The organism is Acinetobacter sp. G18 (assembly GCF_052660225.1).
This window is the reverse complement of the sequence record NZ_CP109658.1, coordinates 1,835,856-1,851,471: the sequence shown is the minus strand read 5'-3', so window position 1 is coordinate 1,851,471 and position 15,616 is coordinate 1,835,856. Positions and strand designations below refer to the sequence as shown.

At 36.1% G+C, this 15,616-nt stretch carries 9 protein-coding genes and 2 pseudogenes; 2 read left to right on the top strand and 9 right to left on the bottom strand.

Annotation, left to right across the window (positions count from 1 at the left end; translation table 11 throughout):
- Positions 1-48: 48 nt before the first annotated feature.
- From NE363_RS08845 to NE363_RS08825, 5 genes and pseudogenes are all read right to left on the bottom strand, one after another.
- Positions 49-188 (bottom strand): annotated as a pseudogene (locus NE363_RS08845) (hypothetical protein).
- A gap of 368 nt (positions 189-556) precedes the next feature.
- Positions 557-1,072, bottom strand: coding sequence for a hypothetical protein (locus tag NE363_RS08840; RefSeq protein WP_445536294.1), 516 nt, complete (start codon positions 1,070-1,072; stop codon positions 557-559).
- A 24-nt stretch (positions 1,073-1,096) separates the two neighbouring features.
- Positions 1,097-7,159: a two-partner secretion domain-containing protein gene (locus NE363_RS08835; RefSeq protein WP_445536293.1), complete on the bottom strand. Its 6,063-nt coding sequence runs from the start codon at positions 7,157-7,159 to the stop codon at positions 1,097-1,099.
- A gap of 24 nt (positions 7,160-7,183) precedes the next feature.
- On the bottom strand, positions 7,184-8,923 hold the full coding sequence (locus NE363_RS08830; protein WP_445536292.1) for a ShlB/FhaC/HecB family hemolysin secretion/activation protein: 1,740 nt from the start codon (positions 8,921-8,923) through the stop codon (positions 7,184-7,186).
- Between the two features lie 245 nt (positions 8,924-9,168).
- Positions 9,169-9,720, bottom strand: a complete 552-nt coding sequence (locus NE363_RS08825; protein WP_445536290.1) for a TetR/AcrR family transcriptional regulator — start codon at positions 9,718-9,720, stop codon at positions 9,169-9,171.
- Positions 9,721-10,436: 716 nt separating this feature from the next.
- Between NE363_RS08825 and NE363_RS08820 the strand changes: the two genes are divergently transcribed.
- On the top strand, positions 10,437-10,871 hold the full coding sequence (locus tag NE363_RS08820; RefSeq protein ID WP_347912824.1) for a winged helix-turn-helix transcriptional regulator: 435 nt from the start codon (positions 10,437-10,439) through the stop codon (positions 10,869-10,871).
- A 67-nt stretch (positions 10,872-10,938) separates the two neighbouring features.
- On the opposite strand, the pseudogene NE363_RS08815 reads toward NE363_RS08820, so the two are convergent.
- The 4 genes and pseudogenes from NE363_RS08815 to NE363_RS08800 form a co-directional block, all read right to left on the bottom strand.
- Positions 10,939-12,188 (bottom strand): annotated as a pseudogene (locus NE363_RS08815) (NADH:flavin oxidoreductase/NADH oxidase family protein).
- 9 nt (positions 12,189-12,197) lie between these two features.
- Positions 12,198-12,584, bottom strand: coding sequence for a helicase (locus tag NE363_RS08810; protein WP_151761222.1), 387 nt, complete (start codon positions 12,582-12,584; stop codon positions 12,198-12,200).
- 47 nt (positions 12,585-12,631) lie between these two features.
- Positions 12,632-13,495, bottom strand: a complete 864-nt coding sequence (locus tag NE363_RS08805; protein ID WP_445536289.1) for an alpha/beta fold hydrolase — start codon at positions 13,493-13,495, stop codon at positions 12,632-12,634.
- Positions 13,496-13,519: 24 nt separating this feature from the next.
- Entirely contained in the window at positions 13,520-14,533 is a 1,014-nt protein-coding gene (locus NE363_RS08800) for an alpha/beta fold hydrolase (RefSeq protein WP_445536288.1), read from the bottom strand.
- Between the two features lie 238 nt (positions 14,534-14,771).
- Between NE363_RS08800 and NE363_RS08795 the strand changes: the two genes are divergently transcribed.
- Positions 14,772-15,575: an oxidoreductase gene (locus NE363_RS08795; protein ID WP_445536287.1), complete on the top strand. Its 804-nt coding sequence runs from the start codon at positions 14,772-14,774 to the stop codon at positions 15,573-15,575.
- Positions 15,576-15,616 lie beyond the last annotated feature (41 nt).

Genomic DNA, 15,616 nt, shown 5'->3' with positions numbered 1-15,616 from the left:
GCCCATCTTCCGATGAGCTTTTTATTTAACTAAATTTAAGAATATGCATTAGACTTTAAATTCTGCTAATACAAAGTTTTTACTATTTCATCAAAAGTTGGTTTCAGAAGAGCTGGCTTGCTATCTTTTATAGTTTTATACCAATAACTTGCTGCAACTCCCATGCTAATCAAAGCTAACAATTTCATTGCTCACCTCACTTATTGGGAAGAGTGGAATTCAAATTAGCATCAGCGTTTGTAGCGTTCCAACTCGTTTTAAAGAGGTTTGTGTATATTTTTAATCAATGTGTAATAAGAAAGCTCATCTATCGATGAGCTTTCTTTTAGAACAATAGTGAAATTTACTGATGCTTAGTCCACTATAATGCAATCCTGTATTTATTTGTTTACATCTTATCGTTATGCATTCTTACCTTTAAGGGGCATGATTGCGTTATATTTAGGAAAAAAACCAACTTTACGGAAAATACAAAAGTTGGGTTAGGTTTTATAAAAAATATTTAATTAATTAAAAAAAGAGACCAATGTATGGTCTCTTTTTTTATCATTATTTTTTATAAATAATTACCATCAGCATCCACTTCATCTTTGGGTTTATTATTATGATCAGAAATTAAAAATGAAAAATAATCCATCATATTAACAACTATACTTCTTGATATACTTAAACTCATATAAGCACCATACTTTATATCACGATTTGAATCAAAAAAAGTCTGCACCAAAATATTAAAAAAAGCTAACCAGTCTTCATTAATATTTTTTTTATTTTTATTAGTAATATTAACTAATAAAAATTCATTTCTTTTTTCTAAAAAAATACCAGTTAAATATCCTCTTAAATAATCATGAAATGAAGATAAGTTCCCTCCAAATGATTTTGTATTAACAAGAATATCATTTAAAGACTCCCGACCATTACCATACACACATTCACCGAATAAATTATAAACTTCTTGCAAAAATTCAAAATCAGATATATCAAAAGAAATATCAACAATCAGCTTATCAATATTATCTTGTTCACAATAAAAATGACATATATCATCTTGTAATTTTATACTCTTCACATCAAAAATCCTATATTAAAAATTTTAAGGTAATTTTCCTAATACACGCCAAGTATTAGTCGCTCCTGTTTGTGCAGTGCCATAATGATTAGGTGTGTAATATAATATTCCAGTATCTCTATCTATGACAATTCGTTGATTACCTCTACTAGCAATTCCAGGTGTTGGTACAGTCCATTCTTCAAAATTTTTACCAGTTGAAACAGGCATGCCAGGTTGTTTATAAGGGATAGATGGTTTAGAAATATTTTGGTATTTTACTCCATCACGACTATTTAAAGGTTTATTATTAATAATACGGTTTAATGTTGTTGTTAGATCAACATCTATTGCTTTACCACCTACTGTAACTTTTTGCTTAACTATAGTCTGAGGTAATTGAGTAATCCACGCATTTTTTTCAGCTTGGGTTAGAGCCCTAAGTGTTACCATGTCTGGATGATATGGTGTTTTAGGTAAGGCTGGTGTATTGACATTTTTTCCAGCTAAATTCTGAACAAATGCTTTATCACGTATCAATTCTTCTACTTTTCTAGAAGCAATACCATTACCTTTCTTTAAATCGGTTCCAACGATTAAATCAATTGCTGCCAGAACTCTATCAAAATTAGAAGTATTTCTTGCAAAAATGCTATATAAATCATCTGCCATTCCGAGCAAATCGTCAGCACCTTGTTTTTTTATAGAAGCTTTTAAATCATTTACCGTAAAATTTTTCCCTGCTTTTCTAAGAGCATTTATCTCATCTAATGATTTAACTAAAATTTTACCAGTAGTAGAGGCTAATTTTACTAATGAATTATTTTGTATAGCTATATCTGCAGAATTAGCAGCAGTATTTACATCATAGCCCGCGTAAGCAGAAACTACACCAGCAACAATTTTTCCAGTGCTTTTAATTTTGAACTTTTCTTCGTCATTATATTCGATTCCGTTGACTGGGTCAGGCATCAGACTAGCAACGATTTCCCCAACTCCTGCTCCAATTGCACCTGCCTCACAACTTTGCTTGGTTACAGCTGCTGTTGCACATCCTACCGCTGCATGTGCAATCTTATGAATAGTATATTCCCATACATTTGGATCTACTTTATCTAAATTATCTCCAATTTGACTTGCCAGCTCACCTTGTAATGCACCAGCTAAACCAGACAGTAAAGCTACTTTAAGGTTCTCCTCTAAGTCTCCACCTTTAATTGCGGTTTGCACTAATGTTGAACCAACTGAACTTGTAAAGTTATTAACTAATCTATCTGATAAAACCGTACTATCAGGTTTTAAGTTCAGTGCCGAGCTAACCTGACTCATTAAACCAGCTGTTACAACAGAAGCTGCCAAGTTCTTAGCCGCGTCTTTACTTCCCAACTCTTTAAGCGTTTTCCCTATATTTCCGCCATTATTAATTAAACTTACACTTGCTTGGGTTGCTAAACTTGTAACAGCTGCATTTGCCATAGCACCTAGAGCAGATGGAACGATTGCTCCTGCTGCTGTGGTAGTCACACCAGCAGCACCAATCATACTCGCACCAAGCCCAACAGTAGTACCACTTGCAGCCGCACCTCCTGCTGCACCAGCCGCAGCGGCTGTACCTGAACCCATCGTAGCAATAGTTACAATGATAACAATAAGTGCAGCACCAGCAGCCGTTAACCCTTGTGACTTATAGTCCCAATCTTTTTGAGTAAGAAGGACTTGCTGCCAATCTACATCTTTACGGTTAACTAATTCTTTTAAGTAAGCATTTCCGGGCTGATTTGCCAGTTTTAAAATTTCATCTCTTAATTCAGCTTTATTCGCATCTTTTTCACTAATAGGAACTTGGACTACTAAACCTCCTGCAGCATTAATGGTTGGTAAAACAGGCCCATTGAATCTTGGCAATTGAGCTGTTTCGGTAATTGACCCTTTATCTTGCATCGATTGCCAAACCACAGAATTTTTTTCTTTTTTCACGAGGTCTGTAATAGATGTTTTCGCGGCAATTAACTCTAACTTACCACCAGCTTCAATTGATGCACCTTTTAAATACTCAAACTCTGTTCCAACAAGTCTGGTATCAAAACCCGATTTAGTACCAATATAGTCAGCTTTTAAAGTTGCAGGTAACTCACTCACTTGGGTACGTGTTGCGTTGGTTTTAGAAGTATTGTATTTAATACCGGCAAATGATGATTTTTTAGTAATATCTACATTACTGCTAGTACTCTCTTCTACCGAGTAAAAATTAAGATTACCACCAGAGTTAATCGAAATTTGTCCACCATCAGCAGTGAATCGGCCTGAATAAATATCAATATTATTATCTGGAGTATTTAAATATCTAGAAGGGTCTAATTTTTTAGTTTCAATAAAAATATTTTTACCAGAAATATCAACTGAAGCTGCATTAGTACTATTACTTTCAGCTACAGTAGTAATATATTTTTTCTTTAAACCACCCCATGATTTTTTCTTCTCGGTAGTTGTTGAGCGGTCATAACTTTGTTCAATTGCAACATCAAATAAAATATTTTTGTTTGATTCTATTTTTACATCACCATTTTTTGAAGTAATACCTGTAGCTTGTAAAACTAAACCATCACTTGTACTTTTACCTACAGTTCTTATACTAACCCCTTTATCACCATTAATAATAGTAGGGCTGACTAATGTTCTGAAGCTATAATTTTGATTACTTTCATTCCCTTTATCATAAAAGTCTGAATGTCCATCTATAATAATACTTGCACTAAGTGTTTTTGATTGTGTGCTTGCACCTATAGTAGTTGCAGGACTGTATGATTGTGTCAAAATACCATTTGCTTCTAAGTTAACTTGACCTGACTGGGCAGAAATATTAGCACCCGTAATAGACAAACCTAGAACAGAAGATATATTAATATTTCCAGTTCTTGAAATTAAATTAGATTCAGCATGTTCAAAACCATTAACATTAGAACTAAAATAGTTAAAATAATTAGTTTTCTCATCCAATAAATTATTTAATTTACTTTCTTGATCGATAATATATTTAAATTTATTTTTTAAATTTTCTCTTTCTTGCTCCAAATTCTTTAGTTGTTCCCAAAGTCCTCTTTTTTTTGCATGAAGATCATCACTTACTGCCCGTTCATACTCTTTTTTCTTTTTTTCAACTGAAATATTTATATTATTAATACTATTTTTATACAAATTATAGTTTTCACTATTTTTAAATTGTTGTATTAAATTATTAATATTAGCTAAATCTTGTTTAGTATACTCTAATTTACTAGTGCTTATTTTATTGATAATATTATTTTTCACCCCATCAATCAATAAATCATCATGACTTGCAGTAATTTTAATATCTTTCTGTGCTGTTAACTGTGAACCTTGAATATCGACTTTGGCACCTTCTAAAGTAATACCACCATTGGCTGTATCCAACTTAACAACTTGTTCAGATCCATTACCCGCAGTTCCTTCATAGCCTTTTAAAGCTAAAGTGCCATTCTTGGAAATAAGTTCAATATTACCTGCTGCTTTTAAGTTGTGAATTTTAGGATCAATAGTCAAGTTTGAATTCGTTTGGATACTTAAATCACCATTAAGGTTATTTAATTTGGCATCATTTTTAAGTAAATCACTTCCTATAGCATTTAAGTCTACTGATTTTGCAGTATTTAAGAACTCACCTTCAATTAAAACAGCTCCGCCTGTAAGCTTAGTATTTTGAACATTTAAGCTTCCTCCACCAACTAGTGACAACACACCTGTTGAATTCAGCTCACTGCTTTTGGTCGAGCTAAAATCTGCTACTCCATACGCATTCACATGACTATTTATATAAAGGTTCTTTTTAGAATTTAATGCGGTATGCTGTTGCGATGTAGATTTAACACCATCTAGAGTAAGGTCATCTGTAGCAAATATTTCAATGTTATTTTTAGCAGTTAACGTACTATCAGTTAACGTATTTTTGGCCCCACTAGTCGCAACAATATTGCCATTTTGGCTTTCTAAAATTGCATTCTGTACTGTTAAATTACCTATGCCAGTAGTTCCAACAGTAACACCCTGACCACCTTTTAATACTGTGTTGGTTGTGCCTGCATTAGTGAAGAGAGTATCTTTTGCACCTAATATTGAAAGTTTGCCTTGAGAAGACGTTGCATTTAACCCCGTTGCAGTAATTTTTCCATCTAAAGATGTAACGTCAATATTATTTTGTGCAGTAAGTGTTTTATTTAAATTTAGATCACTTTGAGTCGCATTAAGGCTTAAGTTTTTGCCAGCATTTAGATCTGTTCCTATATTTAGAGCCTTAGCTTGTAGTTTTAAATCTCCTGTACTCGATAGATTAGAGCCTTTTAAATCAATCAAGTTAGCTGCTTCAACTTTTACATCACCACCAATTTGTGGTAATGCTCTACCTGTGCTATCCCAAACTAAATTACGGCCACTATAAGCAGTAATATTTTTGGCGCGGGTAGCAGAGTTCTCAAGTACAAATCCTAAATTCTTTAAATTAATATCACCTAAACTATATAAATTGATATCTTTTCCTACATTAAAACTATCTGAATCCAATATAAGATTTGAATTGGTGTTTGCAGCATTAAGATTTAGGTTTCCCAAATGGGCCCAAAGATAGGTATTATTGAATGATAATAAGCTTCCAGCATATAAATTCACATCATACATACCAGAAATATTTTTAACATAATCTGCTATTAGATTTTGCTTGGCTTGTAATGAAATTGAACCATTTACACCTAAATGTGTATCACTACCAATATTGATATTATTTGCATCTAAGTAAAGGTCTCCACCTTCACCAAAGTTTTGTATATTTGCACTGTTTTTGATATTAATGTCATTTTTTGCGCTTAAAGAAACAATATTTTTATTATCGGCACCGTGTTTTTCTATTCTAGCATGATCGACTATTATATCTTTTCCAGAATCTAATATTAAATTACCATTTGTGATCATTGTTCCTGTATGAACAATATCATTTCCCTCACCTGAACTTAGGCTTAATAAACTATTTTGAGGATTTTTATTGTAGAGCGCTCCTGTGTTTTCAATTTTACCAGCACTCGTCACAACAAGACTGTTTAATGCTTCAAGAGTTCCAGCATTACTAACACCCAAACCTTTTTCAGTTCCCATCAAATAGATATTATTAGCATACATCCCACCCAGTGCTTTAACATCTACGGCTAATGTTGGCGCAGTCCCCGCTCCTGTTTTAGCTGTAACATCCTGTAAATCTGCACTAACATCATTTGCACCTGCAATGACCTGAATATCATTTTTGGCACGAAGTTCAGCACTGAGTTCTAATGCACGTGCATAGAGGTCTACATAATTTGCATCGTTATTATTTCCGCCCAGTCCAAATTTAGAATTAGGGTTTGCTGAGACCGTAATTTTTCCTTGATCTACAGTGAACTGCTTGATACTGCCATCAGCATTTAACTGAGGTTTACCAGTAGTGAAAATTGCTTTATTGGCATTAATAAAGCCACCACCTTTAATATTGATACCAGACGGGTTGGCAATAATTACATCCGCCATTTGCCCTGCAACTTCCAAGTTCCCTTCAAAACGTGAAGCGGCTGATGAATTTACTTCATTTAAAATAACTCTCGCTTCACCTGTAGCCAAAAATGGGTTGGCAGATACATTACCGACGGTTTGAGTAGCAGCACCTTGGCGACTGTTGTTCAATACAGCACCTTCAGCTAATACATCAAATTGTTTATAAATATTATGAGACACACCATTTTTTGGCGTTTGAATATTGACCACAGGAACAACTGTACCTGCCGAGTTCTTACCAGCACCAATCACTGCTCTATTCGCAGCATTTGCAGCACTGTCCGCTACAATATCGGCATATACAGGTGCTAAAGGCATCCATAGGCTAATGCTGGCAACCAACGCTTTTACTTGCCAGAGTTGATGAAATGCCTGAGATTCAGTATGCGCAATATTGTTCGGTGCACTTGCTTCACTTTGGCCCGACGTTTTGGTTTGGCTTTTTACATTTTCAGCCACGGCAACAAACATTTGACGTGCTTTGCTATAAATAATGCGATAACTATTCTTGTTCATGAATTAAGTCTTTTCTAAAGTAAATTAATAAGAAAGGTTGATACTAAAACCGGTAATCCAGTCTTTTTTTATGCTGTCAGGTGCAATAAGCCCCCGACCTGTAAAGGCATCCAGATAAAAACTATTTTGATAGGTGCGTAGCCCTAAAACACTGCCGAGTAAATAACGCTGCCCCGGTATGCTATTACGCCCATTGACCCAGCCCTGATCAACCGCCATATAAAACTGAGTGTTAGGCATAGGAGTATTTAGGCTAATTTCTTGCTGCAAATACTGTCCGTTATCCCCTGAAAGCATGAGCTCGCCATCAAAACCGCGCACGCTATAGCGTCCGCCAATATAAAAACGGTCATTAGGTACTAAAATTTTCGGTGCATATTGTCCACGCCAATTAAGGCGATATTGCGCGGGGGTCTCTAGCAAAAGAAAAGGCATGGTAAAACGGAGGTCGGCACTCCAAAGCGGAGCGCGAGAGTAACCTTCTACAGCAAGACGTTTACCATTAATATCGGTAATATTTTCTTCTGGTGCAGTCAGTGCATTTATTCCCATACCATGACGGTAATCAATGCTGCCATCTAATACGGCATTTCCCAAATATTGACGGTGCTGTAGACCCAAAACCCAACCTGAAGTTTTACGATGTAAGACATTAATCTCAATATCATTTAGAAAACTTTGACTTTCTTTATGATAAAGCTTGCCATAAATGCTGGTTTTATGTTGACCACTACGGCTAATGACACGAGAGAGATTTAGGTTGGCTTGCTGACTATTACCATGATAGATAACAGGATATTTAGGAGTAACCGTTCCTTGTCTATATTGATAATCGTTATAGCTAACACCTAAATCATAATAGCCAAAAGGTAATTGATAACTAATGAAGTAACTTCGATTTAAGTTTTCATGGAAGTCATCTAATGAATGGCTCACGTTTAAAGATAAAATATCATTTAAATGAAATGGGTTATTAACTCCTACACCTATATTACCCATATAGGTACCAGTTTCCTGATTACCTGAGTTATCTACACTTAAATTGAAATTAACTTTTTGTAAGGGTTGTAGTTTAAGTATTAAGTCGGTATAGCCCATTAATTCTTTATCTGTAGAAACTGCTGGGGTAAGTTGCATATCTACAGCATAAACACGTTTTAAGTTTTCCAATCCTTGATCTAATTTTTTTAGATTAATGATATCGCCCGTTTTAAATGGTAGTCCTGTTTTAAGCTGTAATGACGATATTTTTCCTTCTTGTATAACGACCTTATTCAATCGACCAATTTGTATACTTAAATATAAGTTACCCTGATTTAAATCTTGAGGATTCACGACAATTTGACTGGTAATAAAACCCTTCTTTAAAAGCTCATTTTGGGCATAGTTCACAATGTTATGTAGGCTTTGTGTGCCAATACATTTTCCTAAAACAGCCTGAGGATGTTTTTGAATAGCTCTTACCACAAAGTCAAATTGCTGCAAGTCTGCAACAGACTGCTCTTTTAACGGCACAAGACTAATTTTTTTAACTGCTACACAGGGGCTCTCTTCAACAACCAGATGTTTAAAATCCTGTAAAGTCTTGCTGTTTTGATAAGGAGTTTGCTGAGTAATTTGGTCTTGTAATTGCTGATTCAGCTCTTTGAGTCGTTGTTCCTGTAGTACTTGACCTGGTAAAGAGACATCTTCGATGGCGTAAACATATTGAATAAAACCCGTAAAAAGAATAATGGAAGAAGTTATAAAGTTTTTAGTTAACATCTAATATACAGAATTGTACGTATAAAAACATTATTTTACATAAAAATACAAATTATTCAATTTCCCCTTTACTTACATAAGATTAACTTTCAAACAAACAGTTAAATTTTTTATTTCATTGAATAGATATATAATAATCACTCAAGATTAATTAGTATAAAAAGATAATTAAACATTAACTTTCTTTTCAATTTCTTACTTAATAAAAGAGCGCGAGTTTAAGAACTAGAAATTAAAAAGAATCATTATCTAACCCTAAAAAACCTCTCCACCACCACATCCCTTTCATCCAAACTATTTGAGCTTAAAATCTGGAACATCAAGCCATCTATTAGGTTTAAAACCAAGTCAGCATTTGGTTTTAACTTATGAGTTTCTAAACTAAAAATAAGGTCAAAAATCTCATGATGCAGCCATTTTCTATATTCCATTGCCATACGGTAAGCCTGTGGATAAGCGATTTTAATTTCAAAAAAGGCTTTGAGTAAAAGGTAGTACAGGCTATTAAAGTTGGCATGTAAAACGACAATCTCTTTGAGTTTGTCTTTTGAAGTGCGGTAACAGCTTGAGTAAATAATGGCGAGCACTTCTTCTTTAAGTTTGCTCTTTTGAAAAGCAATGCACATTTCAATAAGATGCTCTTTCGACCGAAAGTAGTTATAAAGGGAGCCTTTCGGTATTTTAGCTTCTTTGGCAATGAGGTCGACCCCTGCTGTGCAAAATCCGTAAGTTGTAAATAGGCGTATAGCAGTTTGAACAACATGTAGTTTTTTCGAAGATATTTCTAAATTTGACATAGTTTTACCGTTTTAAGTTCTTGTTGTTTCTAAAAGAGATTAAAAAGCCTGTGCCTTTTCTGGGAGAAAAAAAGGCACAGCAAAGCCGTAAAGACTGTGCTTGGCACATCTCAAGTTTTATTGTTGAAGCAAGTTTTTTAGACGTAATGATTTAAAGCCCTGAAAACCTTACGGCGATCGAGCTGCTTTAAAGTGATTTAAGTGGTGTCGATATAGATTTTGACAGTGACTGCCAATAATTTATGAATGTGCATAGCCAACTCCTTCTTTTGGGAGTTCTGCCAAAGCATTATAAATTATGGTGGCAGAACGGAAGCAGGTTGACGGACTGGTTTGAACTCCAGCACACCCAAAGGTGTCCCACTCCCGTCCTACCGCTACGGGAGGGAACGGGGTGTGCACACAAGACTACTCCTCAGAAGAAATAATCCTGATGTGGTTCAAATAGCGGTCCGTCAAAACCGGCTGGCAATGTAGGCCAGCCCGCAAATGGTAATCTTCAAAAATTAAGGTGTCAATGTGAAATTGGCTAGAAATTATTTAATTAATTATTATTTTTCATTAGATTACATAATTAACTAAAACTATAAATATCAACTTAATAATATCTTATAAATACAATCATTTTCTTAGACTAATACGAACCCTTAATAGCTTATTAAGTGGAATTGTGTTACTATTTTTTTAGTAGTCACCATTAAGTTGATTAATTTGATATGAGTAAAAATAGCAATCTTGAAGTCTGCCCAATTGCCAGAACACTTTCAGTTTTAGGTGATGCGTGGAGCATGTTAATATTACGAGATGCTCATGCAGGTTTTACACGTTTTGATCAGTTTCGTAAAAGCTTAGGCATTGCACCAACCATGCTAACAAAACGGTTATCTGTTTTAGTAGAAGAAGGCTTACTCGAAAAAAGACAATATTCTGAACACCCACCACGTGAAGAGTATGTATTAACTCAAGCAGGTAAAGATTTTTTACCAGCTTTATTTGTGATTGGTGCATGGGGTCGAAAATATAAACCCTTTGAGCAACCTGAAAAAATGGTGACTTTTATTGATGCAGAACAAGGCACAGAAATTAAGCCTATTGTGATTGACCAAATGACTGGCGCCGAAATTGGCACCCGCCCGATCAGTCAAAAGTAATGAATGATTTAAATATAAAAGCACTCAATTGGAGTGCTTTTTATTGGCCTGATGTAAAGTAAATGGGTTATTTTGCTCGGCTACGTTGGGTGGCATAAGTTCCCCAACCACTGCGTAAAACTGATTTAATAAATGCCCATAAGCCACTTTCTTTAGGTTTCGGTTCTTTACCTTTTCCAATGCGTTTTAGTTGTTGGGTGTACCAAAGTACTTCCATAATACCTAGACTATCGACCTTCTTAATACCAGTTTTGATGGGTTTCACCGACTGAAGACCATTTTTACCTGCCAGCAAATATTTAGGGACATCAGGTTCAATCGCCATAATTCTTGCAATCCCAATAACATCACATGCTTGAGACTGCAAAGCTTGATCCATACCTTCTACAGTTCGGAATCCACCTGTTACCATCAACGGCGTTTTTACGAGTTTTCTTACTTTTTCTGCGAAATCAATAAAGAAAGCTTCGCGTGCGATTGTCGATGCTTTTTGTGGTGCTTTGGCTACGCCAGACTCATAGGTACCGCCTGATATTTCAATCAAGTCAATGCCTGCATTTGCTAAAGCCTGAATTGTTTCTAAAGAATCTTGTTCAGTAAAGCCACCTTTTTGAAAGTCTGCCGAGTTAAGCTTAATGGCAATCGGAAACTCTTTACCGACTTGTTTACGGATTTCTGCATAAACTTCCATTAAAAAGCGACGACGTTTTTCAGGTGTCCCGCCCCATTCATCATTTCTTAAATTATGTAAAGGCGACAAGAACTGATTAATCAGATAACCATGTGCAGTATGAATCTCGACTCCACTAAATCCAGCCTTTTTACATATCGCAGCACTACGACCAAAACGCTGAATAATTTCTAAAATCTCTTCGTGGGTTGCTTCATCAGGTGTTGCAAATAAAGACTGCATTTCTGCACCAAATGGTACTGCAGACGCAGAAATATTACGTACATTTAATCCTTTCGGTGATTGTTTCCCTGGATGATTCAACTGTGCCCACAATTGAGAACCTTGTTCGGTCACGATTTTGACCATTTCTGTAAAATTGCAAAATCACGCTCATCCTCAACCACCACATTGCCAGCCTCACCTAAGGCTTTGCGGTCAATCATAATGTTGCCAGTTATGATCATCCCAATCCCTGATGCGGCCCAACGCTGATATAGCCGAACATGTTTTTCGTTTGGATTATTTGAATAACTAGCTAAGGTTTCACTGGTTGCAGCCTTTGCTAAACGGTTTGGAATGATGACACCATTCGGTAAAGTTAAAGGCTGATTCAAAAGATTCGTTTTTAATTGCAAATGAGTCATGGCCTTATCTCACACGGTTAAAGAAGGTTTTGAATGAGGTTGAATAAAGTCCACTAAACTTTGAAACCACATCACATCTACATAATTTCCCGTAATAACAAGGTCTTGTGTTTTAAGTGCAGTTAAAAAAGTGTTTACACTGTCTTTCGCTGACAACACGGCAAACCCTTTGCTACCCGTTTTAAACGTAAAGGTAAAACTTGGTGATTTGGTTAGCCCTGAGTAAGAGTTAATCTTGCCGTTTTTTACTTCGAAATAGCGGCCTTCACCACTTGCTGTTTGAATCTGAAAGATGACATTTTTATCTTTCACATACGCTGCACATTTCGGGTTCTTTTTTACAGCACGCTGCATGAGCTTGGTCAGCATCCACAGCAATAATTTAAATTTCATCATTTTTATCTTCTTAATTCATCAAATTGAATGGACCGAACTCATGGGCATTATTCATCTAAAAACTGGATTGCATGTTTTACGAAGCGTTCAGGGTACTGAAATTGGGCACCATGTCCTGCATCGGGATAAATAAATAGCTGAGCGTTTGGAATGTTAAGTGCCATGTGATATGCATTAATGGTCGGAATCATCACATCATCGACACCATTTAAAATGAAAGTAGGTTGTTTAATCTCACGTAAATGTGCAAAAGGATCTTGTTCATCAAGTTTAGGTAAAAAATGCATATTGGCTTCTATCTGTGCCTGCATGACTTCAACTGAACTTGCTGGATCTTGGTTTTTACGCTCATGGCGACGTTGCCAAAATTCATGCCCCGCCTGAATAGCAGCTTCAGATCGGCCAAAAAATAAAAAGAGGAAGTTTTCTTCAGAAGGCACAGCAGTTGTTGCATGCTTCAATACCAAAGCCGCGACTTCTGGATCATCGCCACGTGTTTTACCCCCTCTTGGCCCTGTACCTAAAAGCATCAGTTTTCTGACGAGTTCAGGATGGCGGCGTACTAAATCTTGTGCCTGAAACCCGCCCAGTGAAAAGCCTAATAGGTCAACCTGCTTTAAGCCTAGTGCACGAATAACTGCTGCCGCGTCGTCTGCCATATCTTCAATGCGAGTACGGGGCTGGCCAGTAGATGAAGCAATGCCGCGACCGTTAAACAAAATGACTTCACGTCCTTGAGCTAAACCATCAGTAATCAGTGGATCCCAATTGTCTAAACCACCTCGGAAATGCTGAAGAAAAAATAGCGGTGGTTGCTCTGTATTTGCATTACCCCATCGACGATAGGCAAAATTTGCTCCATCTACTTCAATGAATTGGGTCTCGGCTGTTTGGTGTGTAATTGTTGTCATGGTCATAGTCCTAAATTTAAGTTCTTATTTCGCTAAGAATGTAAGTGACTGTTTTACAAAATCTTCATTAAACTGAAATATTCCCCCATGACCTGCATCTGGATAGATTACAAGTGAGCTATTCGGTAAACGCTTTGCTAAATCATAAGTATTTACTGTTGGCACCATTCGGTCATGATCACCGTTGGCAACAAGAACAGGTTGTTGAATCACAGAAAGGTCAGCAGGTTTTTTACTTCCCCATTTTTTTAATGCTTTAAGCTGGGCACGATAGGCAGAAATAGTGATTTCTTTATCACGGTTTTCAGTACGTTCATTAATACGTTGAATAAAGGCTTTTGCAGAAGCTTTACCATTTTCTGTACGAGTGAAGAAAAGATAAACCTTAGGGTCTTGACCAGTCACCATTCCACGAACTAAATCCCAATTAGAAACTCGCCCGACTGTACTAATTCCAGTACCGCCCGCAGGGCCAGTTCCCGATAAAATCATTTTTCGAACTAAATTTGGCTGCTTCAAAACAATCTCTTGTGAAATCATGCCGCCCATCGAGAAGCCGAATAAATCAACCTGCTTAAAGCCTTTTGCTTGAATGAAAGTAATCGCATCATCTGCCATTTGTTCAATTGACTTTGCTAGTTCACCAGTCGAAGCACCAACGCCGCGATTATCAAACACCACAACATGATGTTTAGCCGCAATTCCATCAATAATTCGTGGGTCCCAGTTATCTAGTACAGCAGCTAAATGGTTTAAGAAAATGACAGGTGTTCCACCGTTTTGTTGACCATATTCTCGGTAAGCGAAGTTAACGCCACCTGCACTAATAAATTGAGTTGGTACATTCTTCCAATTTGTATCTTGCTCGGCGTATTGCCCTGCTTGCGGATTGCTAACAGCACTTGATGACACTTTATTTGCCTGAATTGATGTTTCATTAAAAGAAACCGATGGCACAACTTCTGCCTGAGTTAAGGGAGCGCTAAAAACAGATAATGCCGTCAAACTCATAGCAACTGTATTTAATAAAAATTTCATTTCTCTGATCCTCAAATTTAATTCATTGATCTGATTCATCTGTTTTTTATGAGTGATCTTTCAAAGGGAGAAAAGATAAAAAACAGAGTTAATATCGATTTAGTACTAACTATACATGGACAAAAATGTATTGTCACTATCTTTTTAGTAGTAACTATTTTATTTTTAGATTATGATTAAAAAATCAAGTCGAAATTCATTCGTGAATTGACTACAAAATTTAAGTGAGGAACATGATATGGCTGGTAAAGTAGTTCTCATTACAGGTGCATCATCGGGTATTGGTTTGGCAACAGCAGAGCTTTTACATGAAGCAGGATTTACGGTTTATGGCACAAGCCGACGAGCAAAAGATTCATCAAATCATAAGTTTCATCTTATTGAGTTAGACGTAAATCAAGACAATTCAGTTGCCCAAGCCGTTGAGAAAGTAATAGCGACCGAAGGAAAAATTGATGTCTTAATTAATAATGCTGGGTTTGCAATAGCACCTGCTGGTGCCGAAGAAAGTTCAATGCAGCAAGCACAGGCTATTTTTGATACCAATTTTTTTGGTGCGGTTCGAATGACTCGTGCAGTGATTCCACATATGCGCCAGAAAAAATCAGGACTTATTTTAAATATCAGTTCAATTCTTGGGCTTTTACCTTTGCCTTTTGGCGCACTTTACTCTGCATCAAAACATGCACTTGAAGGTTACTCTGAATCTTTAGATCACGAATTAAGATCTCAAGGCATTCGTGTGTCACTTATTGAACCTGCTTACACTAATACTTCTTTGGGAGTAAACTTACTCGAAGCAGATAATAAAATTTCTTTTTACGATCAAACGCGTGAAAAGCTACATAAACAAATGATTAATTCAATTAATAAGTCAGATGACCCGAGTGTGGTTGCCAATACAATTTTAACCGTCATTCAAAGCCAACAGGTCGTACCACGCTATACAGCAGGAAAAACTGCAAAAAGCTTAAAAGCGTTAAGACGATTTGCACCAGCAAAGATCTTTGACAAATTAATTCACCGCAGCTTGAAAGTTTAGAACAAACCCAAGCCTATAAAACTTTAAAAATAATTTTGAGA

Excerpts from the sequence above, each read along its gene's own strand:
- NE363_RS08795 (WP_445536287.1), top strand. The coding sequence starts at position 14,772 with ATGGCTGGTAAAGTAGTTCTCATTACAGGTGCATCATCGGGTATTGGT.
- NE363_RS08820 (WP_347912824.1), top strand. The coding sequence starts at position 10,437 with ATGAGTAAAAATAGCAATCTTGAAGTCTGCCCAATTGCCAGAACACTT.
- NE363_RS08825 (WP_445536290.1), bottom strand. The coding sequence starts at position 9,720 with ATGTCAAATTTAGAAATATCTTCGAAAAAACTACATGTTGTTCAAACT.
- NE363_RS08805 (WP_445536289.1), bottom strand. The coding sequence starts at position 13,495 with ATGACAACAATTACACACCAAACAGCCGAGACCCAATTCATTGAAGTA.
- NE363_RS08835 (WP_445536293.1), bottom strand. The coding sequence starts at position 7,159 with ATGAACAAGAATAGTTATCGCATTATTTATAGCAAAGCACGTCAAATG.
- NE363_RS08800 (WP_445536288.1), bottom strand. The coding sequence starts at position 14,533 with ATGAAATTTTTATTAAATACAGTTGCTATGAGTTTGACGGCATTATCT.
- NE363_RS08830 (WP_445536292.1), bottom strand. The coding sequence starts at position 8,923 with ATGTTAACTAAAAACTTTATAACTTCTTCCATTATTCTTTTTACGGGT.
- NE363_RS08810 (WP_151761222.1), bottom strand. The coding sequence starts at position 12,584 with ATGATGAAATTTAAATTATTGCTGTGGATGCTGACCAAGCTCATGCAG.